Consider the following 24,086-nt stretch of genomic DNA (forward strand, 5'->3'; position numbering starts at 1 on the left):
CCTGAGGGCCGGTCTTCCAGCTCAGCCCGCACACAACTGAATAACGCTCATCCAGAGGGGTGCAGGAAGCACAGTGGCCTGAGGGCCGGTCTTCCAGCTCAGCCCGCACACAACTGAATAACGCTCATCCAGAGGGGTGCAGGAAGCACAGTGGCCTGAGGGCCGGTCTTCCAGCTCAGCCCGCACACAACTGAATAACGCTCATCCAGAGGGGTGGAGGGACCGGCCCTGCGAAGCCCCGGCAACCACCTGGCACGTACTCTCGCGATCCTGCGAGGCCGGCCAGGAGATGGTGCCAACTCCGGCCTGTGACCAAGGTGGCACAGGGAAGATGGGGAAAGGCCTCGCTTCATGGCACTCACGCCTGCCGCTAATCTCGGACCCGCGACCGGTCTGGTCTGCCGCGAATGCGGAAACACCCGCGAACTCGGCCCGCACTACGCCTGCGAAGAATGTTTCGGCCCCCTGGAGATCGCCTACGATTTCGGGACGATCACCCGCGCCGACATCGAGTCCGGTCCGCGCAACATCTGGCGCTACCGGGGGCTGCTGCCCGTTCCGGAGAACGTCGCCGAGACGCCCAACACCGAGCCCGGCCTGACCCGCCTGGTGCGCGCCGACCACCTCGCCGAGTCGCTGGGCCTCCAGCGCCTGTGGGTCAAGGACGACAGCGGCAACCCGACGCACTCGTTCAAGGACCGCGTGGTCGCGGTCGCGCTCGCGGCGGCCCGCGAGCTGGGCTTCAAGGTGCTGGCCTGCCCGTCCACCGGCAACCTCGCCAACGCGGTCGCCGCCGCCGCGGCGCGCGCGGGCATCCGCAGCGCGGTGTTCGTGCCGTCCAACCTGGAACAGCAGAAGATCATCACGACGGCCGTATACGGGGGCACCTTCGTCACCGTCGACGGCAACTACGATGACGTGAACCGGCTGGCCTCGGAGATCGCGGGGGAGCAGGACGACTGGGCGTTCGTGAACGTCAACGTCCGCCCGTACTACGCCGAGGGCTCAAAGACCCTCGGGTACGAGATCGCCGAGCAGCTCGGCTGGCGCCTGCCCGACCAGATCGTGGTCCCGGTCGCGTCCGGATCCCAGCTCACCAAGATCGACAAGGCGTTCCAGGAACTGATCAAGCTCGGCCTGGTCGAGGAGAAGCCGTACAAGGTCTTCGGCGCCCAGGCGACCGGCTGCGGGCCCGTCGCCACGGCGTTCAAGGAGGGGCACGACGTCGTCCGGCCGGTCAAGCCGGACACCATCGCCAAGTCCCTGGCCATCGGCAACCCGGCCGACGGCCCCTACGTGCTCGACATCGTCCGCCGCACCGGCGGCGCCGTGGAGGACGTCAGCGACGAGCAGGTCGTCGAGGGCATCAGGCTCCTGGCCCGCACCGAAGGAATCTTCGGCGAGACCGCGGGCGGCGTCACCGTCGCGACCCTGCGCAAGCTGATCGAGTCCGGCGCGCTCGACCCGTCCGCCGAGACCGTGATCATCAACTCCGGCGACGGGCTCAAGACCCTGGACGCGGTCGCGCCCGTGGTGGCGCCGACCGCGAACATCGCGCCGTCGCTGGAAGCCTTCCGCGCCACCGGCCTGGCCTGACCCCTGCCGACCTACAAGGAGGCCGAACAAATGAGCAGCGTTTCCGTGCGGATCCCGACGATCCTGCGCACCTACACCGGCGGCGAGTCCGAGGTGAAGGCCGAGGGCGCCACCCTGCGCGCCGTCGTCGCCGACCTTGAGGCCAGCCACGCCGGGATCGCCGCGCGCATCCTGGACGACGACGGCAAGATCCGCCGCTTCGTCAACGTGTACGTCGGCGACGAGGACGTCCGCTTCGCCGACGGCCTCGACACCCCGACGCCCGAGGGCTCGCAGGTCTCGATCATCCCGGCGGTCGCCGGAGGCTGACCCGAGAGACCACGTTTCGTTCGGCCCCGAACCAAACGAAACGTGGTCTCATCCACCGGGACAAGGGGGCTTTCGCGCTGCTGAGCCGGGTAAAGGGCATTCCATGGGGATAGCCGAGGGCGTAGCGGACGTGGTTGCGGCGCATCCGCTGGTGCGCGGCGTCGAGCCGACCGGCTCGCGCGCGCGGGGCACCGCGACCGAACTGTCGGACTGGGACTTCCACGTCGACGCCGAGGATTTCGGCCAAGTCGCCTCCGACCTGCCCGAACTCATCGCCCCCTTCGAACCCCTGGCCGCCCAGTGGGACCCGCTCGGCGACTGCGAGAGCTATCTGCTGATCTTCTCCGGACCCGCCAAGGTCGACCTGCTGTTCCCGGACGTCCTGCGCAGCTGGAACCCGCCGTGGCGCGTCGGCCCCGACACCCTCCCGTACATTGATGCTCACTTTTGGGACTGGATGTTGTGGCTGGTCAGCAAGCGCCACCACGGCATGGACGACCGCGTCCGCGGCGAACTCCTCCGGATGCGCCTCCACGTCCTGGAACCCCTGGGGATAGCGCACCTCCCCTCGTCCCTCCAGGACGCCGCCACCCGCTACATCCGCGCCCGAGACCGCCTGGAAACCAGATACGGCCTCCACATCCCCCGCCAGCTCCAGAACGAGGTGCTCCCGCTGGTCGGCGCGACTATGACCATCCCCTAGAACCCCGCGGGCGGGCCCGCCATCCCAAGGATCATGACCCTTGAAACGCGGAGCCGCTGGACCGGCGCCATCGCGACAGCCGTCCTCCTCTGCGCCTCCGGCCCGCTGGGGATCCTGGCCATGGGCCACCTCCAGGACGCCGCCGACGGCAAAACCAGAGCCGCCTGCGAAACGGCCCCCTCGACCGCCCAATGGACCAAGGGCTACGACTTCACCATGCCCCTGGCCATACTCATCGCCGTCCTCCTGGGCATGACGCTGGCCATAGCCGTCCTGGCCAAGGGCAAGACAGCGGCCCCCTGGACCAAGCCCCTCGCCGCCTGCCTCATCCTGGCCGCCCTGCTCGCCCTCATCCCCCTGAGCGTCACCGTCATGGACTACCACGCCTACCCGGGCGCCGACATCTCCACCAACAACGGCCCACCCTGCGGTGTCCGCTAACCCAACACGGGACGCCGGGCGAGGCTCCTGACACTTCTGGGGACGTTCGGTTGACCTCCTGACCTCACCCGGACACGTTCCACGATCTGAGAGCGGACCGGTGCTCCTGGCGCGTCCAACGGGAAACCCTGGGAGGGTGAATGCGCCGCAGGCGGCAGGACCGATCCGTGTCAATATTTCGTCTTATCGTGCAGACGCCGGGGTCGCCGCTCGTGGCGGCCTTCTTCGCGGTTGTCGGCGTGACCATGCTCGTTCTGACCGTGATCCACGTCCAGGACGAGGTCCGGTTGGCGCGCGAGGGCGAGGAGGCGCCCGGCGTGGTCGTGAAGCGATGGTCCGAGCGGAAGGACCGGTACGCGGACGTTGACTTCACCACGTCGGCGGGAAAACGGGTACGGGTCTCGTTGAACGAGAGCAACTGGGACGGGATGCCGAAGGTCGACGAGAAGGTCCGGGTCCGCTACGCGCGCTCCGACCCCAAGGGCAGTGCGATCGGCACCGAGCGGGGCATGCTGACGGCCTACGGCATTCCGGTGTTCACGGTGCTGTTCGCCGGGTTCTGCATGCTCTTTGTGTATCCGTGGCTGGTTCGGGGCTGGGCCGCCTGGAAGCGTCACAGGAGCTGATCGTCCACGTGGGAGCACTGTTGGGCCGGGGTCGGTCAGCCGGGTGGGCCTCCGGTCGAAGGCTTGCACTCGGCAGGGTAGAGTGCTAAACAAACGGTTGGCACTCTGCTGTGGAGAGTGACAACTTCACAGTTTGGGTCGGGGCGATGAGGCCTCATGCGGGCGGCGGAATGGAAGCCGTCAGCGGGGGCCGTCCGTCGCGGGCGTCGGCTCGATCCGTCATAGCCACCCTGTTCCGGGAGGACTGGAGCCTATGGCTGCAAAGATGATCGCGTTCGACGAAGAGGCCCGTCGCGGTCTTGAGCGCGGTATGAACCAGCTCGCTGATGCCGTAAAGGTGACTCTTGGGCCCAAGGGCCGCAACGTCGTTCTGGAGAAGAAGTGGGGCGCCCCCACTATCACCAACGACGGTGTGTCGATCGCCAAGGAGATCGAGCTCGAGGACCCGTGGGAGAAGATCGGCGCGGAGCTCGTCAAGGAGGTCGCCAAGAAGACCGACGACGTCGCCGGTGACGGCACCACGACGGCGACGGTTCTGGCGCAGGCGCTGGTCCGCGAGGGCCTGCGCAACGTTGCCGCCGGCGCCAACCCGATGTCGCTCAAGCGCGGCATCGAGGCCGCCGTCGAGCGGGTCAGCGAGGAGCTGTCCAAGCTCGCCAAGGACGTGGAGACCAAGGAGCAGATCGCTTCGACGGCCTCCATTTCCGCCGGCGACCCGCAGATCGGCGAGATGATCGCCGAGGCGATGGACAAGGTCGGCAAGGAAGGCGTCATCACCGTCGAGGAGAGCAACACCTTCGGGCTCGAACTTGAGCTCACCGAGGGCATGCGCTTCGACAAGGGCTACATTTCGCCGTACTTCGTCACCGACCCCGAGCGGATGGAAGCGGTCCTCGAGGACCCGTACATCCTGATCGTCCAGGGCAAGGCGTCGGCCAACAAGGACCTGCTGCCCGTCCTCGAGGGCGTCATGCAGTCCGGCAAGCCGCTGCTGATCATCGCCGAGGACGTCGAGGGCGAGGCCCTGGCCACCCTGGTCGTCAACAAGATCCGCGGCATCTTCAAGTCGGTCGCCGTCAAGGCCCCCGGCTTCGGTGACCGCCGCAAGGCGATGCTGGGCGACATCGCGACCCTGACCGGCGGGCAGGTCATCAGCGAGGACGTGGGTCTGAAGCTGGAGAACACCTCGCTGGACATGCTGGGCCGCGCCCGCAAGATCGTCGTCGCCAAGGACGAGACCACGATCGTGGACGGCGCCGGTGACGCCAACGAGATCGCGGGCCGGGTCAACCAGATCCGTTCCGAGATCGACAACACCGACTCCGACTACGACCGCGAGAAGCTCCAGGAGCGCCTCGCCAAGCTGGCCGGCGGCGTCGCCGTCATCAAGGCCGGCGCGGCTACCGAGGTCGAGCTCAAGGAGCGCAAGCACCGCATCGAGGACGCCGTCCGCAACGCCAAGGCGGCCGTCGAAGAGGGCATCGTCCCCGGCGGCGGCGTGGCGCTGCTGCAGGCGGGCATCCCCGCGTTCGCGAAGCTGGAGCTGCAGGGCGACGAGGCCACCGGTGCCGCGATCGTCAAGCGCGCGCTTGAGGAGCCCCTCAAGCAGATCGCGGTGAACGCCGGCCTCGAGGGCGGCGTCGTGGTGGAGAAGGTCCGCAACCTGACCCCGGGTGAGGGCCTGAACGCCGCCACCGGCGAGTACGTCAACATGTTCGACGCCGGAATTCTCGACCCGGCCAAGGTGACCCGGTCGGCGCTGCAGAACGCCTCGTCGATCGCGGCGCTGTTCCTGACCACCGAGGCCGTCATCGCCGAGAAGCCGGAGAAGAACCCGGCCCCGGCGGGCGGCATGCCCGACGCGGGCGGCATGGACTTCTAAGGACGTCCATCGCTCGGTACGCCTAAAGGGCGGCTCCCTCACGGGGGCCGCCCTTTTGCGTGCCATATGGAATGATTCCGCACGTGGACGCGCTTTTCGGCACCCAGGTGCTCCGGATCGAACAACCCCGCCGCATGCCCGCGGCCCAGTCCCGCTACACGATCTCGGACGGCAACGGGACGCTGCTGGCGAAGGCGTCCGAGCAGGACGTCCGGCTCACCCGGCAGGCGACGCGCGCTTTGCTGGGCCAGGGAGACGACCGCCGCGTCGTCCACCTGGAGAACGCCCATGGCGTCCCGCTCCTGGTCCTGGAGAAGCCGAAGATCACCCACCGCCCTTACGGCACCTGGGTCAGCGGCCCCAACGGCGCACCGATCGGGTCGGTCCAGCCGACCCAGAAATCCTTCGTCTACTCGCTGCGCAACGCGGCCGACGCCGAGGTCGGCCGTCTCGACGGCAACCGCCTCGGCCGCAAGTTCGAGATGCGCGACGCCTACGGGACGCACGTCGCCCAGATCGACAAGAGGTGGAAGGGCGCCGCCACCGAACTCCTGACCACCGCCGACCGCTACTCGGTGGAGATCTTCCGCCCCCTGCCCGACCCGCTCCACATCCTGGCCGTCGCGGCCCCCCTCGCCATCGACCTCATGCTCTACGAAGGCAAGGACTGGCCCGACTTCTCCTAACCAGCCACTCGCCCCTCCCCGCCCCCAAGCCCCACTGCCCACCCGTCACCCCCCTTGCCCGCCTCCTACCACCCACAAGTGCAGCCTCCCCCCGCGACAAGCCCTCCGCAGCCCGCAGCCGGAGCCCGCAGCCGGAGCCCGCAGCCGGAGCCCGCGGCCCGTGGACCGCGGCCCGTGGCCCGTGGACCGTGGACCGTGGCCCGTGGCCCGTGGACCGCGGACGGCGGCCCGTGGCCCGTGGCCCGTGGCCCGTGGACCGCGGACCGTGGGACGGCGGACGGCGGACGGCGGTGCTGCGGTGGCCTGGTGGCGAGCCTCGCTCGCCTGTGGCGTCCGTGTGCTGGCTCGGGGTTCAAGATGCGCCCGACGGTGGGCGGAGGCGTCCTGCCTCGGGAGCTCGCTTCGCTGGCGGCGTCGTCGTGCTGGCGCAGCGGCCCCCTTCCCCGCCTGGCGGCGTTCGTGGTGTTGGCGGCCATTTGCGCGCGCAGAACGAGCGTGAGGTGCGTCGGCTCGCCTGCTGATCGCTTCTGAGGCCGGCGGCGCGCCTGTACGCCGACTCGGCGTGCGGTGTGCGCTGGGTGGGTGCAGGCCGCGCGTGCGGGTGCTTCAGCGCTTCGCGAGTGGGGGCGCGTGAGTGACGTATGGGGGCCCTATGGTGTGAAGCGGAACCGGCGGGTGCACCTGTGCGCTCCACGGACATAACCGGCGCGGCTGGAGGATAAGTGACCGAGCTCTTCAACTCCCCGGTACTCCGGATCGAGCAGCCCCGCAAGATGATCCAGACCCAGACGCGCTACGACTTCCTCGACGAGCAGGGCAACCTCCTGGCAGTCGCCACCGACGTGGAGACGCTCACCCGGCGCGAGGCGGTACGGGCGGTCCTGCCGCAGGGCACCTCCGGCGCGCACATCCTGGTGTTGCGTGACGCGGACGAGCTCCCGCTGCTGGTCATGAGGCGGCTGGACAATTGGAACACCGCCGTCAGCCGTCCCGCCCCGGAAGGGGAGGAGATCGACGACGGCGAGCTGATCGGCACCATCCGGGGGATCTCGACCAGGCGGCAGTTCGCCCTCCTCGGCCCCGACGAGCAGGAGCTCGGCAAGGCCGTCGGCGACCTGCGCTTGCGCAACTTCTCGGTCTCCGACGCCAAGGGCCGCCGAGCCGCCCAGATCAGCAAGAAGTGGGCCGGGCTGCGCGCCGAGGTGTTCACCAACGCCGACCGCTACAGCGTCGAGATCACCGGCAAGGTCGACGAGTCGCTCCGCATCCTCGCCATCGTCATGGCCGTGGTCCTCGACCTCACCGCCTACGAGTCCAAAGACCTGGTCTAGCCGGGCCGTCCGCGCTCCCAGGGCGGCCCAGCGTGCGCTCGTCCGGTGGCTCGCTCCCGTGACGTGACCTTGATGTGGACGGGCCAAGGCGTGGCTCTCCCCGCTGTGCGCTGTTCGCCCACGATGCGCACGGCAAGACAGCGCGGGATGTGGGGTTCCGGAGGCGGGAAGTGCGAGGTACGTTCCGATAGTGCAGGCCATGTCCGGACGTCAGAACGGCTGGTGGATCTCACCGGCCATTCCGACGATCGCGAACTGCCTGCTGGCGCTGCTGTGGGGGTTCTCGGCCTACGGAGGCTGGGGAGACGCCGCCTTCTGTGGGGAGGCCGAAGCGCGCGATCCCGTGTGCTCGTCCGACTTCGAGCTGGCGGTGCTGTTCTCCGTACCGCCGGCCGTCCTGGCGGCGGCGATCGCGGTGGCGGCTTGGGCCTTGCCGAGCACGCGGCATCGACCCGATCGGCTGGACGCCCTGCTCACGATCGCCGCCATCGTGTGGATCCTGGCCGAGGGCATCCTGTTCATCGGGGGATACGTGGCTAAGCAGTAGGACGAGACCTTGAGATTCGTCCACGATTGCCCCGATGGGGAATAATCCGAGGTAGATCGACGCTTCTACTGGTAGTCGTCCCGACGGGTTGTGCAGTTCATGCCACGACATGCGTCCGCTGGTTTGACGTGGCCCGCCCGTGGGCATACTGTTCTCTTCGCCCCACAGGGACGCGGGACGCCGAGAGGCGGCCGGCCCGAGGGGAACCCATCGACGAACCAACTGACGCGACACTGTCGCGCCTACGGTGCTGTGGTGGGGTCGGAAATGGCTCGTTTTGACAAACGCGCTGAATCTGATGAAATAGCGACACCGCCGGGAAGGCGCCACGCAAGTGGCAACGGAATGGCGGATCAGAAAGACCCGGTGAAATTGACAAGCCGGAGCGATCTGATAAAGTAAATCGAGTCGCCCCGGAGCGGGAAACGCGAAAGCGAATCCAGCGCGGTGGTGTCCGTTTCTTGAGAACTCAACAGCGTGTTAAAAGCCAGTGCCTTTATAGGCCAGGGCCTTCTTTGTGAGGGTCTTGGTCGCCCCGTGGCCACTGTCCGTTTGGATGGTGGTGGGGATTTCTTTGAGGCAAGCAGCCCCTCTGTTGGAGGGGTTTGTATTGTCAGGATGTTTCACTCATAGGGTTTGGCGGGTTCCGGGTTCGCCCCTGGGATTTCCGTCGTTTGGACCTTAATGGAGAGTTTGATCCTGGCTCAGGACGAACGCTGGCGGCGTGCTTAACACATGCAAGTCGAGCGGAAAGGCCCCTTCGGGGGTACTCGAGCGGCGAACGGGTGAGTAACACGTGAGCAACCTGCCCCTGACTCTGGGATAAGCCTGGGAAACTGGGTCTAATACCGGATACGACCTGCCCCCGCATGGGGTGTGGGTGGAAAGTTTTTCGGTTGGGGATGGGCTCGCGGCCTATCAGCTTGTTGGTGGGGTGATGGCCTACCAAGGCGACGACGGGTAACCGGCCTGAGAGGGCGACCGGTCACACTGGGACTGAGACACGGCCCAGACTCCTACGGGAGGCAGCAGTGGGGAATATTGCGCAATGGGCGGAAGCCTGACGCAGCGACGCCGCGTGGGGGATGACGGCCTTCGGGTTGTAAACCTCTTTCAGCAGGGACGAAGCTAACGTGACGGTACCTGCAGAAGAAGCGCCGGCTAACTACGTGCCAGCAGCCGCGGTAATACGTAGGGCGCAAGCGTTGTCCGGAATTATTGGGCGTAAAGAGCTCGTAGGCGGTTTGTTGCGTCCGTCGTGAAAGCCCACGGCTTAACTGTGGGTCTGCGGTGGATACGGGCAGACTAGAGGCAGGTAGGGGAGCATGGAATTCCCGGTGTAGCGGTGAAATGCGCAGATATCGGGAGGAACACCGGTGGCGAAGGCGGTGCTCTGGGCCTGTACTGACGCTGAGGAGCGAAAGCGTGGGGAGCGAACAGGATTAGATACCCTGGTAGTCCACGCCGTAAACGTTGGGCGCTAGGTGTGGGGTTCTTCCACGGATTCCGCGCCGTAGCTAACGCATTAAGCGCCCCGCCTGGGGAGTACGGCCGCAAGGCTAAAACTCAAAGGAATTGACGGGGGCCCGCACAAGCGGCGGAGCATGTTGCTTAATTCGACGCAACGCGAAGAACCTTACCAAGGCTTGACATCGCCGGAAAACCATCAGAGATGGTGGGTCCTTTTTGGGCCGGTGACAGGTGGTGCATGGCTGTCGTCAGCTCGTGTCGTGAGATGTTGGGTTAAGTCCCGCAACGAGCGCAACCCTCGTTCCATGTTGCCAGCACGTTATGGTGGGGACTCATGGGAGACCGCCGGGGTCAACTCGGAGGAAGGTGGGGATGACGTCAAGTCATCATGCCCCTTATGTCTTGGGCTGCAAACATGCTACAATGGCCGGTACAGAGGGCTGCGATACCGTAAGGTGGAGCGAATCCCTTAAAGCCGGTCTCAGTTCGGATTGGGGTCTGCAACTCGACCCCATGAAGTCGGAGTCGCTAGTAATCGCAGATCAGCAACGCTGCGGTGAATACGTTCCCGGGCCTTGTACACACCGCCCGTCACGTCACGAAAGTCGGCAACACCCGAAGCCCGTGGCCCAACCACTTGTGGGGGGAGCGGTCGAAGGTGGGGCCGGCGATTGGGACGAAGTCGTAACAAGGTAGCCGTACCGGAAGGTGCGGCTGGATCACCTCCTTTCTAAGGAGCACCAACTGGCCATCACGAACCCCGCGAGGGGTTGTGAGGGTCGGTGGCTGTCTTCGGTAGCGAATGTCTGCCGGGCAGCTGCTCATAGATGTGGAGCACTGGCTACTCAGCAAGTCTTCCTGTGTGACTTGGCTAGTACCGCCCCCTTGCGGGGGTGGGGAACGGCAAGCTTGGGCGGGAGACTGGTTGGACACGCTGTTGGGTCCTGAGGAAACGGACCCTTCAGCCCCAGATCATCACCTTGTGGGTGGTGGGTTGGGGCTGGGTTGTTTCTTCTGGATTGCGGGACCAGATTCTTGCTTCTTGGTTGGGGTGAGGTTTGGTGGGCCTGCTTGTTTTTTGAGAACTACACAGTGGACGCGAGCATCTCTGATAGATCACTGCTCTTTTGAGTTGGTGGTCTCTCTGCGATTTGTTTGATCGTTTTGTGTGTTCAAGTTTTTAAGGGCATACGGTGGATGCCTTGGCATCAGGAGCCGATGAAGGACGTGGGAGCCTGCGATATGCCTCGGGGAGTCGGCAACCAGACTTTGATCCGGGGATTTCCGAATGGGGAAACCTGGCACTCGTCATGGGGTGTCGCCGCCGTCTGAATGTATAGGGCGGTTGGTGGGAACGCGGGGAAGTGAAACATCTCAGTACCCGCAGGAAGAGAAAACAATTGTGATTCCGTGAGTAGTGGTGAGCGAAAGCGGAGGAGCCTAAACCGTGCGCGTGTGATACCTGGTAGGGGTTGCGTGTGCGGGGTTGTGGGACCACCTGGCTAGATCTACCAGTCTGGCAGGAAGTTATAAAGTGACGTGATAGTTGAACGGCTTGGGATGGCCGACCGTAGACGGTGAGAGTCCGGTAGACGAAATTGCGTTGCCTTTCTGGTGTGTTCCCGAGTAGCACGGGGCCCGTGAAATCCCGTGTGAATCTGCCACGACCACGTGGTAAGGCTGAATACTTCCTGATGACCGATAGCGGACCAGTACCGTGAGGGAAAGGTGAAAAGTGCCCCGGTGAGGGGTCGTGAAATAGTACCTGAAACCGTGTGCCTACAAGCCGTCAGAGCCTCCTACAAGGACACTTGTGTTTTTGTTTGGTGATGGCGTGCCTTTTGAAGAATGAGCCTGCGAGTTATGGTGTGTGGCGAGGTTAACCGGTGTCGGGTAGCCGTAGCGAAAGCGAGTCTGAATAGGGCGTTTTAGTCGCATGCTGTAGACCCGAAGCGGGGTGATCTAGCCATGGGCAGGGTGAAGCGCCGGTAAGACGGTGTGGAGGCCCGAACCCACCAGGGTTGAAAACCTGGGGGATGACCTGTGGTTAGGGGTGAAAGGCCAATCAAACTCCGTGATAGCTGGTTCTCCCCGAAATGCATTTAGGTGCAGCGTTGCGTGTTTCTTGCCGGAGGTAGAGCTACTGGATGGCTAATGGGCCCTACAAGGTTACTGACGTCAGCCAAACTCCGAATGCCGGTAAGTGAGAGCGTGGCAGTGAGACTGCGGGGGATAAGCTTCGTAGTCGAGAGGGAAACAGCCCAGATCATCGGCTAAGGCCCCTAAGCGTGTGCTAAGTGGTAAAGGATGTGGAGTTGCCGTGACAACCAGGAGGTTGGCTTAGAAGCAGCCATCCTTGAAAGAGTGCGTAATAGCTCACTGGTCAAGTGATTCCGCGCCGACAATGTAGCGGGGCTCAAGCACACCGCCGAAGCCGTGGCACTCCAACTTGTTGGGGTGGGTAGGGGAGCGTCCTGCAGCCGGTGAAGCCGCCGAGTGATCGAGTGGTGGAGGCTGTGGGAGTGAGAATGCAGGCATGAGTAGCGAATCACACGTGAGAAACGTGTGCGCCGGATGACCAAGGGTTCCTGGGGCAGGCTAATCCGCCCAGGGTAAGTCGGGACCTAAGGCGAGGCCGACAGGCGTAGTCGATGGACAACGGGTTGATATTCCCGTACCCGCTGGTATGCGCCAACGCTGAACCCTCTGATGCTAACCACCCGATCTCTGCTGTGGGTCTTCGGACCTGTGGTGGGGGGAGCGTGGGGCCCGAGGGGGTAGTAGGTGAGCGATGGGGTGACGCAGGAGGGTAGCTCAGCCCAGGCGATGGTTGTCCTGGGGTAAGCCTGTAGCCCGGTGTGTAGGTAAATCCGCACACTGTTAAGGGTGAGAGGTGATGCCGAGCCGTTTTAGGTGAAGTGAGTGATCCCATGCTGCCGAGAAAAGCCTCTAGTGAGTGTACCGGCGGCCCGTACCCCAAACCGACTCAGGTGGTCAGGTAGAGAATACCAAGGCGATCGGGTGAACTGTGGTTAAGGAACTCGGCAAATTGCCCCCGTAACTTTGGGAGAAGGGGGACCACGCCCGGTGAGCACCCTTGCGGTGGGAGCTGGGTGGGGTCGCAGAGGCCAGGGGGAAGCGACTGTTTACTAAAAACACAGGTCCGTGCGAAGTCGTAAGACGCGGTATACGGACTGACGCCTGCCCGGTGCCGGAACGTTAAGAGGACCGGTTAGACCCTTTTGGGGGTCGAGGCTGAGAATCTAAGCGCCGGTAAACGGCGGTGGTAACTATAACCATCCTAAGGTAGCGAAATTCCTTGTCGGGTAAGTTCCGACCTGCACGAATGGCGTAACGACTTCCCCGCTGTCTCAACCACAGGCCCGGCGAAATTGCAGTACGAGTAAAGATGCTCGTTTCGCGCAGCAGGACGGAAAGACCCCGGGACCTTCACTATAGCTTGGCATTGGCGTTTGGAGCGTCTTGTGTAGGATAGGTGGGAGACTGTGAAACTCAGACGCCAGTTTGGGTGGAGTCGTTGGTGAAATACCACTCTGGTCGTTTTGAGCGTCTAACCCGCACCCGTGGATCCGGGTGGGGGACAGTGCCTGGTGGGTAGTTTAACTGGGGCGGTTGCCTCCCAAAGAGTAACGGAGGCGCCCAAAGGTTCCCTCAGCCTGGTTGGCAATCAGGTGGCGAGTGCAAGGGCACAAGGGAGCTTGACTGTGAGACCGACAGGTCGAGCAGGTGCGAAAGCAGGGCCTAGTGATCCGGCACCGGCGTGTGGAAGCGGTGTCGCTCAACGGCTAAAAGGTACCCCGGGGATAACAGGCTGATCTTCCCCAAGAGTCCATATCGACGGGATGGTTTGGCACCTCGATGTCGGCTCGTCGCATCCTGGGGCTGGAGTAGGTCCCAAGGGTTGGGCTGTTCGCCCATTAAAGCGGCACGCGAGCTGGGTTTAGAACGTCGCGAGACAGTTCGGTCCCTATCCGCTGCGCGCGTAGGAGAATTGAGAGGGTCTGTCCCTAGTACGAGAGGACCGGGACGGACGAACCTCTGGTGTGCCAGTTGTCCCGCCAGGGGCACGGCTGGTTGGCTACGTTCGGTCGGGATAACCGCTGAAAGCATCTAAGCGGGAAGCCTTCCTCAAGATGAGTTCTCCCACCCCTTTGTGGGTGTAAGGCCCCCAAGAGACGATTGGGTTGATAGGCCAGAAATGGAAGCGCCGTGAGGTGTGGAGTTGACTGGTACTAATAGGCCGAGTGGCTTGAACACACTGAACGTTCAAACCAATCGCAGTGTCCTGTTTTGAGCGTGTTCGCGTCCCTGTGTGGTTCCCAGAAAACAATCCGGGAACCGTGAATTTGATAATTAGATATGTCTGAGCCTTGCGCTTGGACGACAAGCTTCCAACACGGCCCTTGTGTTGTTTCGAGGGGGTGTTGGGTTGGTCGTTCGGTGGTTTTGGCGAGGGGGAAACACCCGGTCCCATCCCGAACCCGGAAGTTAAGCCCTTCAGCGCCGATGGTACTGCACGGGAGACTGTGTGGGAGAGTAGGACACCGCCGGACTTTTATTGCAGGAAGGCCCCGCCGTCACGGCGGGGCCTTTCTCATTTTGCGGCATAGAGTTGAATGACGCCCTTGGTGATGCCCTCGAAGACGAAGCCGAGGCGCCAGATGTCCAGCAATGGCGTGTAGGGGTTCGGCAGTTCCGAGAAGGGGCGTCCCACCAGGGGGTGGGTCGACATGTCCTTCTCTCCGTTGTAGTGGACGATCTTCTCGGGAACCGTGTAGCCGCGCTGAGCCGCGGTTTCCCATGCCAGTTGGTTGCGCGCGTGGTGGTGAGGGTTCAGATGTGTCGGCGAGCCCTCGAAGAACTTCAGGAACTCTTTTCCCACGGAGTCGAGATCGGCCTTCCAGTGGGTGAAGAACAGAAGGTTGACGGTGGGCTGGAACGGGTCCGGGAGGCCCGGTAGGTAGGTGCGTCCCGCGGCTCTCCACACCAGACGTTCGGGGTGGGGAACGCCCCAGGGTTCGAGGATCGTGGCGATCCGCCAGGCGTTCTCCTCGGCCTGACGGGCGGCCTCGGGCGCGGTCGCGATCGTCAGGACGTGCTGTTCGGCGGCCTCGGGCAGCGTCGGAGACGAAGGGTCGAGGCCCGTCGCGCGGCAGCGGCCGCACGTCCAGGCGTCCGGTCCCCATTCGGTGAGATCGCTGTCGTGGTAGCCGCCTTCGGTGCCTCCGCCCCGGCATTTCGTGCAGCGGGAGCCGTGCAGGAACGTCCGGCGCGGGTCGTGGCCCATGAGCGTCCGCCAGACCGTGTCCGGAGCGGTGCTCTCGGCGAGCAGCTCCCGGGCTTCGGCGAGGTGCGTGCGGGACGGCCGGAGCAGGCCGTCCCGCAGCCGGGCGTGGTCCACAGGGCTCAGATCTCGTCGCCGGCCAGGACGGCGTCGGCGTCCACGATCCGGTAGGCGTAGCCCTGCTCGGCCAGGAAGCGCTGCCGGTGGGCGGCGTAGTCCTGGTCGAGGGTGTCGCGGGCGACGACCGCGTAGAAGCGGGCGCCCTGGCCGCCGGACTTGGGACGGAGAAGCCGTCCGAGCCGCTGGGCCTCCTCCTGGCGGGACCCGTAGGCGCCCGAGACCTGGACGGCGACCGTCGCCTCGGGCAGGTCGATGGAGAAGTTGGCGACCTTCGACACGACCAGGACGTTGATCTCTCCCGCCCGGAAGGCGTCGAAGAGCCGCTCGCGTTCGCGGATGCGGGTCTCGCCCTTGATGACGGGTGCGTCCAGCAGCGTCCCGAGCTCGTCGAGCTGGTCGATGTACTGGCCGATGACGAGGGTCTGCTCACCGCGGTGCCGGTCGACGAGCGCCTGGACGAGGCGGGTCTTGGTGTCGGTGGTGGCGCAGAAGCGGTAGCGCTCCTCGGGTTCGGCGGTGGCGTAGGCCAGCCGCTCGGAGTCGGTGAGGGTGACGCGCACCTCGACGCAGTCGGCCGGGGCGATCCAGCCCTGCGACTCCATGTCCTTCCAGGGGGCGTCGTACCGCTTGGGGCCGATGAGGGAGAAGACGTCGCCCTCACGGTCGTCCTCCCGGACGAGCGTGGCGGTCAGGCCGAGGCGCCTGCGGGCCTGGAGGTCGGCGGTCATCCGGAAGATCGGGGCCGGGAGCAGATGGACCTCGTCGTACACGACCAGGCCCCAGTCGCGGGCGTCGAAGAGTTCCAGGTGGGCGTAGGCGCCCTTCCTGCGGGTGGTCATGATCTGGTAGGTCGCGATGGTGACCGGGCGGATCTGCTTCTTGGTGCCGGTGTACTCGCCGATCTCGTCCTCGGTGAGGGACGTCCGCTTGAGCAGTTCCTGCTTCCACTGGTGCGCGGAGACGGTGTTGGTGACCAGGATGAGGGTCGTCGCCCGGGCCTGGGCCATCGCGGCCGCGCCTACGACGGTCTTGCCCGCGCCACACGGGAGGACGACGACGCCCGAGCCGCCGTGCCAGAACGCCTCGGCGGCGTCCTTCTGGTAGGTCCGCAGCGTCCAGCCGTCCTGGACGAGGTCGATCGGGTGGGCCTCGCCGTCGACGTAGCCGGCGATGTCCTCGGCGGGCCAGCCGAGCTTGAGCAGGGCCTGCTTGAGGGCGCCGCGCTCGCTCGGGTGGACGACGACGGTGTCCTCGCCGACCCGGTCGCCGAGCATGCCCTTGATCTTCTTGGCGCGCAGGACCTCTTCGAGCACCGCCCGGTCGGACGAGCCGAGGACGAGCCCGAACGTCGGGTGCTTCTCCAGGCGGAGCCGTCCGTAGCGGGCCATGGTGTCGGCCACGTCCACCAGCAGCGCGTGCGGGACGGGGTAGCGCGAGTACTTCAGGAAGGTGTCGACGACCTGCTCGGCGTCGTGGCCGGCGGCGCGCGCGTTCCAGAGGGCGAGGGGCGTCACCCGGTAGGTGTGGATGTGCTCGGGTGCCCGCTCCAGTTCGGCGAAGGGCGCGATCTCCTTGCGGCACGCGTCGGCCAGTTCATGGTCGACCTCGAGCAGCAGGGTCTTGTCGGACTGGACGATGAGCGGACCGTCGGACACAGCAAGCAGCCCCCGTCGTGGATGGAAGGATTCGGAAGAGACCTGCACGCTACCTGAAGGCCGTGCGCGGCGGTCTCAGAGTCCAACGCCCGGACCCGGCCTTCTCTTCCTGGGGTTCTGTGTCAGACGCCGTTGTAGGTGTCGTCGCCGGAGGTGTTCGAGGCGTCCAGCGCGGCCAGGATGATCACCAGGGCGAGCCAGACGACGATGGAGACGCCGAAGATCACCCAGCTCCAGACCAGGAGGGTGCGGGCGGAGCGGGGGTCGGTGGAGGCGCGGTTCAGGGCGATCGCGGAGGTGATGATTCCGGGGATGGCGAAGACGTTGCAGCACAGGGCCGTGATGACGCTGTTGCAGACGACGGCGGCGATGATCGGGCCGTTGCTGCTCGGCGCGCCGTGCGGGATGCCCGGTGGCCCATACCCGTAGGGGTTCTTGGCATACGGGTCTGACCAGCCGGTATTCGGCCCGTACGGGTCGTTCCAGCCGGGTGGTCGCCCCCCGTAGCCGCCCATGTGGTCGCCTTCCGTCGCCGCCGGTCTTTGTTCCGACTACGCAGGCTATCGGGTGGTTCCGGCATTCTTGACCCATCAACGGAGAGGAGTGTTCATGGTCCGGCAGATGAGCGTGGACGAGCGTGAGGAGTTCCTCGCGCGGGCGCATGTCGCGGTGCTGAGCGTGGTGGCCGAGCCCGGACGGGCGCCGCTCTCGATGCCCGTCTGGTACCTGTACGAGCCCGGGGGCGTGATCAGCGTCTCGACCTCGGGCCGGAGCCGGAAGATGGCGCTGATCAGGGCGGCCGGACGGGTGAGCCTGGTGGCGCAGCGGTCCGAGCCGCCCTACTCGTACGTGTCGGTCGAGGGGGTCGTGGAGTCGGTGGAGGAGCCCACCGCTCCCGGTGTACGCCAGGCCCTGGCCGACCGCTATCTCGGCCCCGTCGAAGGCGCCGAGTACATCGAGTCGACCAGGGGGGTGGCGGACGAGCAGGTGATGGTCAGGATTCGTCCGGAACGCTGGCTCACCCGTCTCTACGCCGACTGAGCGAGGGGCCGCCCGCCCCCGAGGAGGGGCGGCCCCCTTTCAGAACGGCCAGTCGGCGGCGACGCCGCGCTCGATGAGCGGGATCATCGAGAACGCCGCGTCCGACAGGCCCCCGAAGGTGTGCCGCGTTCCGCTGCCGGACGGACCATGGCCGTGCTGGTAGCCGACGAGGTTCCAGGTGTAGACCGGGATCCGCTCCGGGACGGCCTTGGCCGGCTCCTCGCCGCGGTAGCCGGCCCACGCCTGCTCGTCGGTGACGATGACCACCCGGTCGTGACCGCGGTAGTGCGCCCGCACCGCCGCGGCCGTCTCGGTGCCGCCCATCGAGCCGAACCGCTCGATGACCTTCAGCACCGACTCGCCCCGGGTGAATGACACCTTGGCGTGGCTCGTGCCGAACTGGACGAGGTCGGCCCGCTCGGCACGCTGTGCCAGCGCCGCGCCGAACAGGGCCGCCGCGTCCGCGGAGGTCAGGGTCGAGCGCTGCGACATCCGTCCGAACATGGAGCCCGAGCGGTCGACCAGCACCAGCGTCCGGCCGTCGAGCGCGGGCACGTTGGCCAGGGACGCGTCCAGCGCGCGCTGGAGCGGCCATGCCCACCGCAGCGACGCGGCGGCCTGGTAGGCGGCCAGGTACCGCATCGGCATGACCCGTGAGCGGCGGACCTGCTCGGGGTCGGCCAGCCGTCCCGCGACGCGCTCGGCGACCTCGTCCGACACCCCGGCCTGGTCGAAGTTGCGCAGGTTCCGCAGCAGGGCGAAGTACCCCATGGACGGGATGATCTTCTCCCAGAACGTCGCCCCGAGCGGGCCCTGGAGCCAGCCGGCCAGCGACTCCCACGTCATTCCGGCGTCGGCGAGGATCCGCTCGGCGTCCGGCCGGTCGAGCAGCGCGCGCCGCTCGTCCACCGGGAGCGCGAGCAGGTCCGCGCGCGCCCGCAGCATGGCCAGCGACTCCGGGATCGGCTTGTCGCGGCCGTGGCGGCGGTCGAGCGCGTGCTCGAACAGGTCGCCCTGGCGCGGCGTCACCGGCTTGGGGTGGGTCAGGTCGAGGACGTCGCCGAACCGGAAGCCCTCGCCGGAGTCGTACTTGATCAGCGAGCGCTCGTTGTAGAGGCGGCGGACGGCGTCGGCGACGCCGCGCTTGACCGGCTGCGGGAGCGAGCGGCCGAAGCGGCCGTGCCAGTAGGCCAGCAGCTCGCCGGGCTCGTCGGCGCGGCGCAGTGCCGCGTCGATGAGCTGGCGGTTGCCGCCCGACTGCTCGGCGCACAGCCGCGACATGACGCCCTCGGCGGCGGCGACGACCGAGGCCGAGCGCAGGCCCGCGGAGTCGCGCAGCCAGCCGACCATGCGGGTCAGCCACTCGGGATCGCTGATCGCGACCTCCCCGACCAGGTCGCGGAACCGCGCGTCGCGGTCGCTCGCGTGCTCGTAGAAGGTCTGCTCGCCGACCATGTTGGCGACCGCGAGCAGGAACAGCTCGCCCTTGGTGTCGCGGGCGTAGCCGGGGGCGCCCTCATGGGTGCGGCCCGTCGGGCGGGCGCGGGACGTGATCGCGCTGATCGCGCCGGTCACGCCGGAACGGTTGAACTTGGCCATGGTGGATCTCCTGTGGAGCCGCCCGAGATCGGATCGTCCAGGGGTGGGAACCATTAAGAGTGGAAGTAACCCTGAACCGCGCACCGGGCGGTAAAGGCAGGAAAGGAGGGTGTGCCCGAGATCGTAGCGGCTGCGGTACGTTAGGCGCTCTATCCCCTGAGCTACCGTCCGACGAGTCGGACGGGCAGGACTCGAACCTGCGACCACCCCGTTATCAGCGGAAGTAACCGCGGCCTGCGCACCGGGCACACACGTTCTTTCACGGCGTCTTGCGCCGTTCTATCGACATTTTCGCGGCGGTCTTCGGAGGTGCTTCACAATGGTGCCGCGCCATGGTCGGTATCGATTCTCATGGTTATGCACCGGGCACCTCCTCTCGCTTTCTTCGCGTCTCTTGCCGACGGCCCCAACGATGCCGGAGGCGGTGCGGGACGGCAATCGAATTATTCGTCGTCCAGCTCGGCGACGCCGGTGATGCGGTGCAGGGCGAACCGGTGGACGGCGGCGCGGGTGGCGTCGTAGCCGGTCAGGAAGCCGCCCTCCACCCGGACGGGCTCGACGATCCGGCTGGACGACTGGCCCTGCTGGTCGAGATAGCCGATCCAGACGCGCGAACCGTTCTCGACGGCGCCGCGCAGCAGCTCCACGGTCGCGACCGTCGGCGAGCGCGGCGGCTCGCCGGACGGGGCGTCGGCCCGCAGCCGCGCCTGCTCGGCCCCGTGGCGGGCGGCCTCGTCCCCGGCGCGCAGCGCCCGGACGGTCGCGGCGACCATCGCCGGGTCGGCGCCCTCGTCCGGGCGGACGCGGACGATCTCGGCGGTGGGCGAGGGCTCGGCGCGCTGCGCGTCCGGCCGGGTCACGATCACGCCGCCCTCGGGCGACTCGGCGACGGGGGACAGGCCCATCGCGCGCAGGCCTTCCAGGAGGTCGGCGCGCTGCATGCCCGAGGCCAGGACGCCCGGCGCCAGCCGGTGCAGCCGCAGCGAGACCGAGCGGCGGTCGGCCATGATCTCGTCCAGCGTGGCGGCGTCGTCCGACCGGACGTAGGAGGCCAGCGCGCCCACCCGCAGATGCCCGTGGCGGCGCGCGACGTCCTCGATCAGGTAGGTCAGCGGCTGCGGCAGCGGGGTGGACGAATGCCGGGTGAGCAGTCCGGTCAGGTCGGCGGCGGTACGCCCGGCGTCCAGCGCGCGGCGGACCGAGGTGGGCGTGAAGCGGTAGACGGTGGCGCCGCCGGTCGACTCGACGTCGGCGGCCAGCGCCAGCTCCCTGGCCAGCTCGGTCACCAGCGGGCCGGGCGCGACGGCGGTGAGGTCGGCCTGCACCAGGACCTTGTCGACCGGGGCGGGCAGGTGCTTTTCCAGGCCGGGTTCGGGGTCGTCGCCGTCCAGCAGGTCGCGGCCATACGGGGCCAGACGGCCGAACCCGGTCAGCCCGAGCACCGCCGCCTCGCGCAGCGTCCAGCCGACGAGCCGGTCGCGCAGCGTTCCCGACCGGCGCGGACGCAGCCACGACAGCCGGGCCCTGACCGAGTCGGCGTCGACGGCGACGCCCGGTTCGGCCTCGCCCAAGACGCGCAGGACCGACATCCGGATGTCGGGCGCGCCGCCCCGCGCGACGGCCTCGCTCAGCGTGTTGATCAGCCGGTCGCGGTCGTCGCGCTCCCCGGCCAGCCCCGCGACCCGGCCCGACTTCAGCCAGGCGCGGGCCAGCTCCGTCCAGCGGCCCGCCGTGTCGCGCATCAGCCACAGGTCGTAGGCGGGGGTGGGCAGCCACTCGCCGTCCAGGTCGCCGCTCCGGGTGAGCAGGCCCGCCGCGTAGGCGATCTCCACCAGCAGCGACGCGCGCCACTCCTCGACGTCCAGCAGCGTGGACGCGGCGCGCAGGTCGCGCACCGCCAGGCCGCCGCTGCGCAGGACGGGCGGCGGGTCGACGCCCCAGCGCTCCAGCAGTTCCTCGACCATCCGGACGGTGGCGAACGCCTCGCCCGCTGCCGCACCCACCACCAGGTCGTCGCGGCGGGCCTCGCCCCCGGTGAGCGGGGGCGGGACGGGGCTGACGTCCCGGAACAGGCTTCCGCCGCGCAGGTGCAGCGCGACCTCGCGCGGGAGCGTGACGGTGCGGTCGTCCTCGGCGGCGAGCAGGCCGCGCGCCAGCAGCCGCTCGATGGGCGTGGACGCCGTGGCCGTCCGGACGGGACGCCGGGCGTCGGCGACGCGGCCGACCGGCGGGCCCCAGGCGAGCTGGTCGAGCGCCGCGCGCGCTTCGGGCCCGGCGTCGTCGATCAGGGGCTCGGGCTCGGCCAGCAGTTCCGCGAGCCGGTCGAGCAGCCGTCCGGCATCGGGGAAGCCGCGCGGCGCCGCGCCGCTGAGGTCGGTGATCAGATCGGTGAGCCGCTCGACCGGGTAGCCCGCGAAGACCTCGCGGACCGGCGGCCCCAGCCCGGCCGGGTGCGGGAGGGCCTGCCGGACGCCCGGCGCGGGGTTGATCGGGCCGTCGCCCCAGATCAGGCCGTGCCGCCGCAGCCGCGCCACCGCGTCGGCCGCCTGCTCGGGCGAGGCGCCGGCCGCGCCCGGCAGGTCGGCGGCGTCCACCGGCCTCGGCAGGACGAGCACCGTCTCGAGGACGGCCAGCGCGAAGCGGTCGAGCCGGTCGAGCGCCCGGTTGATCGCGGTCGGCGTCGTGGCGCGCGCCGCCAGCGCGGCGATGTCGGCGGGAACGGGCGCCCCGAGTTCGGGACGCGCGGACAGCAGTGCGCGCAGCTCTCCGTCATCGCGTGCGCGCAGCCAGTCCGCGTATGAATCCATCCCGCTCCCCACTCAGATCCCGCCCGGTCCGTGCCCTTCAGCGTAGGAGCCCGCACGAGCGTGTTCACACCCATCGCCCTCGGGGACGCGACCCGGGGTGGTGAGCGGGGGGAGGCGGCTGTGCGTCAGGGGGCGGCGGGGGCCGGTTCGGAACTCACCAGGCCCAGGCCCAGCCGGACCCAACCGGCGACGAAGCGGTCTTCGTTGATGCGGGTCGGCGGCTCGTAAAGGGACTCGTTGGTGAGCCAGTAGTTGATGACCGCGCCGCCGAGGATGGCCGCGATGGCGGGCCAGTCTTCGTCGGAGTGCTCGAACTCGGGCTGGTCGGCGAGCCAGCGGGCGATGCCGTCGTACAGGGGGTTGACGATGCCCTCGCGCATCTCGGCGACCAGGTGGGGGAACTGGTCGAGGTCGCGGAACAGGACGCGGACGAGCTCCTGCTCCTCGCGCATCTTGGCCAGACCGGCCTGACAGGTCATCCGGAGCCGCGTGTCGAGCGGACGCTCGGCGAAGCTCTTCGACAGCTCCATCACCGCGTCGACCTGCTTGCGGGTCCGTTCGATGTGCTCGCGGATGGCGGAGGAGAGCACCTCCTCCTTGGACCGGAAGTGCCGGTAAAGTCCCCCCGCGCCAGGGGACAGACCGGCGGCCGCCTCGATCTCGGCCACCGAGGTCGCGGCGTAGCCGCGGTCGGCGAACAGCCGAAGCGACTCGGCCACGATCCGCTCGCGCGTAGATGTCGTCATGTTGGTGAGTTCCTCCGCAAGCACGATAAGGCATGTTCGCGCGGGGCGTCGGCGCCCGGCGCGCCCGAATCGGCGATCCGTCTCGCACCCCGCGGCGGGCGGCTAGAGTTCTTTGCTCCGCGCCCCCGTCGCCGGAAAGGGGCGTTGTCGGAAGGGTCGACGATGTTCGTATCTCCGCGTAAGGCTGGCCAGGGAGCCTTCCTCTCGGAGGACTTCGTGATCCCCACGCTGGTGGCCGGGCCGAGGTTCCGCATCCGCCCGATCACCGTCCACGACACGGTCAAGGACTACGGGGCGGTGCTGGCCAGCCTCGAACGGCTGTCGGAGCGCTTCGGCGCGGAGTGGGGCTGGCCGGAGCGCGAGTTCACCTTCGAGCAGGCGCTGATCGACGTCGCGTGGCTGCAGAAGGAGGGCCAGCTGCGGCGGTCGCTGAGCTACGTCGTCACGACCCCCGACGAGGAACGCCAGCTCGGACGCATTCACGTGGCCCCGTCCGACACCGCGGACGCCGACGCCGTGGTGGTGTTCTGGGTGCGGGCCGATGAGGAGGACTCCAGCGTCGAGAAGGAGCTGGAGGAGTTCGTCCGGGAGTGGATGACCACCGCGTGGCCGTTCGAGGCCGTGCGGTTCCCCGGCCGCGACCTCTGACCGCGGGGCGGGCCCCCCGGGGTAGGCGCGGTTCAGCCGAGCCGCCTGATCAGCGAGACGACGATCCGGCCGATGATCAGGTAGACGACGGCGGCGAGGCCGTAGTTGACGGCCACCTCGGCCTTGTGATCCTCGGGCTTGAAGACGTCCCTGAACTCCCAGGCCAGGTCGTCGGCCCAGTCGCGGACGGTGCTGACCAGGTCGTTGGCTCCGTTGGCCTCGAACGCGACGAACACGATGTGGATCGCCAGGACGATCACCACGAGCGTGGTGACCAGCGAGACCAGGCCCGCGAGCAGGTTCACGGCACGTCTGCGCCCGGCGGCCAGGGCGCCCGCGCGCGGGCGGGGCAGCCGCGTCGTCCGGTGGCGCGCGACGGGCTGGTCACCCTTGGGTTCGGTGGTGGTCGAGGTGCGGTCGCTCTCGTCGGCCATGGCGCCCTCTTTTCCTTGTCGGGCGGGGATGGTGGTGGCTCTCTTTTTGCCTGGTCATGTGGTTCGTGGGGAGGTGGCCGGGTATATCCGACATCACGAAGCCTCGGTTTCGGTCGATCGGCCCAGCCAGTTCCGGTCGA

18 protein-coding genes, 3 rRNA genes and 1 riboswitch are annotated in these 24,086 nt (G+C 67.3%); of the genes, 14 read left to right on the forward strand and 7 right to left on the reverse strand.

The features are described from left to right. Window positions 1–198: 198 nt before the first annotated feature. Window positions 199–338: riboswitch (SAM riboswitch) on the forward strand. 13 nt (window positions 339–351) lie between these two features. The 12 genes from thrC (at window position 352) to rrf (ending at window position 14,165) form a co-directional block, all read left to right on the forward strand. After that, the gene (gene thrC, locus ACQPY4_RS05400; protein ID WP_433333042.1) at window positions 352–1,596 is read left to right on the forward strand and encodes a threonine synthase; all 1,245 of its coding nucleotides are present in this window, start codon (window positions 352–354) and stop codon (window positions 1,594–1,596) included. Between the two features lie 30 nt (window positions 1,597–1,626). Then, window positions 1,627–1,905 (forward strand): MoaD/ThiS family protein, encoded by a 279-nt coding sequence (locus tag ACQPY4_RS05405; protein ID WP_433333044.1) that lies wholly within the window; start codon window positions 1,627–1,629, stop codon window positions 1,903–1,905. 103 nt (window positions 1,906–2,008) lie between these two features. After that, on the forward strand, window positions 2,009–2,608 hold the full coding sequence (locus ACQPY4_RS05410) for a hypothetical protein (RefSeq protein ID WP_433333046.1): 600 nt from the start codon (window positions 2,009–2,011) through the stop codon (window positions 2,606–2,608). Window positions 2,609–2,641: 33 nt separating this feature from the next. Further along, entirely contained in the window at window positions 2,642–3,049 is a 408-nt protein-coding gene (locus tag ACQPY4_RS05415) for a hypothetical protein (protein WP_433333048.1), read from the forward strand. A 188-nt stretch (window positions 3,050–3,237) separates the two neighbouring features. Then, complete coding sequence (locus ACQPY4_RS05420; protein WP_433333050.1) at window positions 3,238–3,675, forward strand: DUF3592 domain-containing protein; 438 nt, start codon at window positions 3,238–3,240, stop codon at window positions 3,673–3,675. Window positions 3,676–3,928: 253 nt separating this feature from the next. Further along, the gene (groL, locus tag ACQPY4_RS05425; protein ID WP_433333052.1) at window positions 3,929–5,557 is read left to right on the forward strand and encodes a chaperonin GroEL; all 1,629 of its coding nucleotides are present in this window, start codon (window positions 3,929–3,931) and stop codon (window positions 5,555–5,557) included. A gap of 83 nt (window positions 5,558–5,640) precedes the next feature. Next, the gene (locus ACQPY4_RS05430) at window positions 5,641–6,243 is read left to right on the forward strand and encodes a phospholipid scramblase-related protein (protein WP_433333054.1); all 603 of its coding nucleotides are present in this window, start codon (window positions 5,641–5,643) and stop codon (window positions 6,241–6,243) included. Window positions 6,244–6,965: 722 nt separating this feature from the next. After that, the gene (locus tag ACQPY4_RS05435) at window positions 6,966–7,574 is read left to right on the forward strand and encodes a phospholipid scramblase-related protein (RefSeq protein WP_433333056.1); all 609 of its coding nucleotides are present in this window, start codon (window positions 6,966–6,968) and stop codon (window positions 7,572–7,574) included. A 199-nt stretch (window positions 7,575–7,773) separates the two neighbouring features. Continuing rightward, window positions 7,774–8,121 (forward strand): hypothetical protein, encoded by a 348-nt coding sequence (locus ACQPY4_RS05440; protein WP_433333058.1) that lies wholly within the window; start codon window positions 7,774–7,776, stop codon window positions 8,119–8,121. 681 nt (window positions 8,122–8,802) lie between these two features. Further along, a 16S ribosomal RNA gene (locus ACQPY4_RS05445) occupies window positions 8,803–10,321 on the forward strand. A 440-nt stretch (window positions 10,322–10,761) separates the two neighbouring features. Then, window positions 10,762–13,869, forward strand: a 23S ribosomal RNA gene (locus ACQPY4_RS05450). Window positions 13,870–14,048: 179 nt separating this feature from the next. Next, window positions 14,049–14,165, forward strand: a 5S ribosomal RNA gene (gene rrf / locus ACQPY4_RS05455). The 16S, 23S and 5S rRNA genes sit together here, the layout of an rRNA operon. Window positions 14,166–14,206: 41 nt before the next feature. On the opposite strand, the gene ACQPY4_RS05460 is transcribed toward rrf, so the two are convergent. The 3 genes from ACQPY4_RS05460 to ACQPY4_RS05470 all read right to left on the reverse strand — a co-directional run bounded on the left by ACQPY4_RS05460 (window position 14,207) and on the right by ACQPY4_RS05470 (window position 17,186). After that, window positions 14,207–15,013 (reverse strand): hypothetical protein, encoded by an 807-nt coding sequence (locus ACQPY4_RS05460; protein ID WP_433333060.1) that lies wholly within the window; start codon window positions 15,011–15,013, stop codon window positions 14,207–14,209. Window positions 15,014–15,018: 5 nt separating this feature from the next. Next, a complete protein-coding gene (locus ACQPY4_RS05465; RefSeq protein ID WP_433333062.1) occupies window positions 15,019–16,671 on the reverse strand; it encodes a DNA repair helicase XPB in 1,653 nt (550 codons plus the stop codon). A gap of 122 nt (window positions 16,672–16,793) precedes the next feature. After that, the gene (locus ACQPY4_RS05470) at window positions 16,794–17,186 is read right to left on the reverse strand and encodes a hypothetical protein (RefSeq protein ID WP_433333064.1); all 393 of its coding nucleotides are present in this window, start codon (window positions 17,184–17,186) and stop codon (window positions 16,794–16,796) included. A gap of 94 nt (window positions 17,187–17,280) precedes the next feature. On the opposite strand from ACQPY4_RS05470, the gene ACQPY4_RS05475 reads away from it, so the two are divergent. Beyond that, window positions 17,281–17,712, forward strand: a complete 432-nt coding sequence (locus tag ACQPY4_RS05475) for a pyridoxamine 5'-phosphate oxidase family protein (protein ID WP_433333066.1) — start codon at window positions 17,281–17,283, stop codon at window positions 17,710–17,712. Between the two features lie 39 nt (window positions 17,713–17,751). On the opposite strand, the gene ACQPY4_RS05480 is transcribed toward ACQPY4_RS05475, so the two are convergent. From ACQPY4_RS05480 to ACQPY4_RS05490, 3 genes are all read right to left on the reverse strand, one after another. Next, entirely contained in the window at window positions 17,752–19,311 is a 1,560-nt protein-coding gene (locus ACQPY4_RS05480) for a TROVE domain-containing protein (protein WP_433333068.1), read from the reverse strand. Between the two features lie 443 nt (window positions 19,312–19,754). Beyond that, window positions 19,755–22,118 (reverse strand): helicase-associated domain-containing protein, encoded by a 2,364-nt coding sequence (locus ACQPY4_RS05485; protein WP_433333070.1) that lies wholly within the window; start codon window positions 22,116–22,118, stop codon window positions 19,755–19,757. Window positions 22,119–22,243: 125 nt separating this feature from the next. After that, entirely contained in the window at window positions 22,244–22,864 is a 621-nt protein-coding gene (locus ACQPY4_RS05490) for a TetR/AcrR family transcriptional regulator (protein WP_433333072.1), read from the reverse strand. A gap of 162 nt (window positions 22,865–23,026) precedes the next feature. On the opposite strand from ACQPY4_RS05490, the gene ACQPY4_RS05495 reads away from it, so the two are divergent. Then, the gene (locus ACQPY4_RS05495; protein WP_433333074.1) at window positions 23,027–23,512 is read left to right on the forward strand and encodes a GNAT family N-acetyltransferase; all 486 of its coding nucleotides are present in this window, start codon (window positions 23,027–23,029) and stop codon (window positions 23,510–23,512) included. Window positions 23,513–23,544: 32 nt separating this feature from the next. On the opposite strand, the gene ACQPY4_RS05500 is transcribed toward ACQPY4_RS05495, so the two are convergent. Then, a complete protein-coding gene (locus ACQPY4_RS05500; RefSeq protein ID WP_433333076.1) occupies window positions 23,545–23,946 on the reverse strand; it encodes a hypothetical protein in 402 nt (133 codons plus the stop codon). Between the last annotated feature and the right edge of the window lie 140 nt (window positions 23,947–24,086).

The sequence above is a fragment of the Spirillospora sp. CA-294931 genome, assembly GCF_050946795.1.
Lineage (GTDB): Bacteria > Actinomycetota > Actinomycetes > Streptosporangiales > Streptosporangiaceae > Spirillospora.

Excerpts from the sequence above, each read along its gene's own strand:
- groL (WP_433333052.1), top strand. The coding sequence starts at position 3,929 with ATGGCTGCAAAGATGATCGCGTTCGACGAAGAGGCCCGTCGCGGTCTT.
- thrC (WP_433333042.1), top strand. The coding sequence starts at position 352 with ATGGCACTCACGCCTGCCGCTAATCTCGGACCCGCGACCGGTCTGGTC.
- ACQPY4_RS05415 (WP_433333048.1), top strand. The coding sequence starts at position 2,642 with ATGACCCTTGAAACGCGGAGCCGCTGGACCGGCGCCATCGCGACAGCC.
- ACQPY4_RS05490 (WP_433333072.1), bottom strand. The coding sequence starts at position 22,864 with ATGACGACATCTACGCGCGAGCGGATCGTGGCCGAGTCGCTTCGGCTG.
- ACQPY4_RS05480 (WP_433333068.1), bottom strand. The coding sequence starts at position 19,311 with ATGGCCAAGTTCAACCGTTCCGGCGTGACCGGCGCGATCAGCGCGATC.
- ACQPY4_RS05495 (WP_433333074.1), top strand. The coding sequence starts at position 23,027 with ATGTTCGTATCTCCGCGTAAGGCTGGCCAGGGAGCCTTCCTCTCGGAG.
- ACQPY4_RS05485 (WP_433333070.1), bottom strand. The coding sequence starts at position 22,118 with ATGGATTCATACGCGGACTGGCTGCGCGCACGCGATGACGGAGAGCTG.
- ACQPY4_RS05500 (WP_433333076.1), bottom strand. The coding sequence starts at position 23,946 with ATGGCCGACGAGAGCGACCGCACCTCGACCACCACCGAACCCAAGGGT.
- ACQPY4_RS05405 (WP_433333044.1), top strand. The coding sequence starts at position 1,627 with ATGAGCAGCGTTTCCGTGCGGATCCCGACGATCCTGCGCACCTACACC.
- ACQPY4_RS05475 (WP_433333066.1), top strand. The coding sequence starts at position 17,281 with ATGGTCCGGCAGATGAGCGTGGACGAGCGTGAGGAGTTCCTCGCGCGG.
- ACQPY4_RS05410 (WP_433333046.1), top strand. The coding sequence starts at position 2,009 with ATGGGGATAGCCGAGGGCGTAGCGGACGTGGTTGCGGCGCATCCGCTG.
- ACQPY4_RS05470 (WP_433333064.1), bottom strand. The coding sequence starts at position 17,186 with ATGGGCGGCTACGGGGGGCGACCACCCGGCTGGAACGACCCGTACGGG.
- ACQPY4_RS05440 (WP_433333058.1), top strand. The coding sequence starts at position 7,774 with ATGTCCGGACGTCAGAACGGCTGGTGGATCTCACCGGCCATTCCGACG.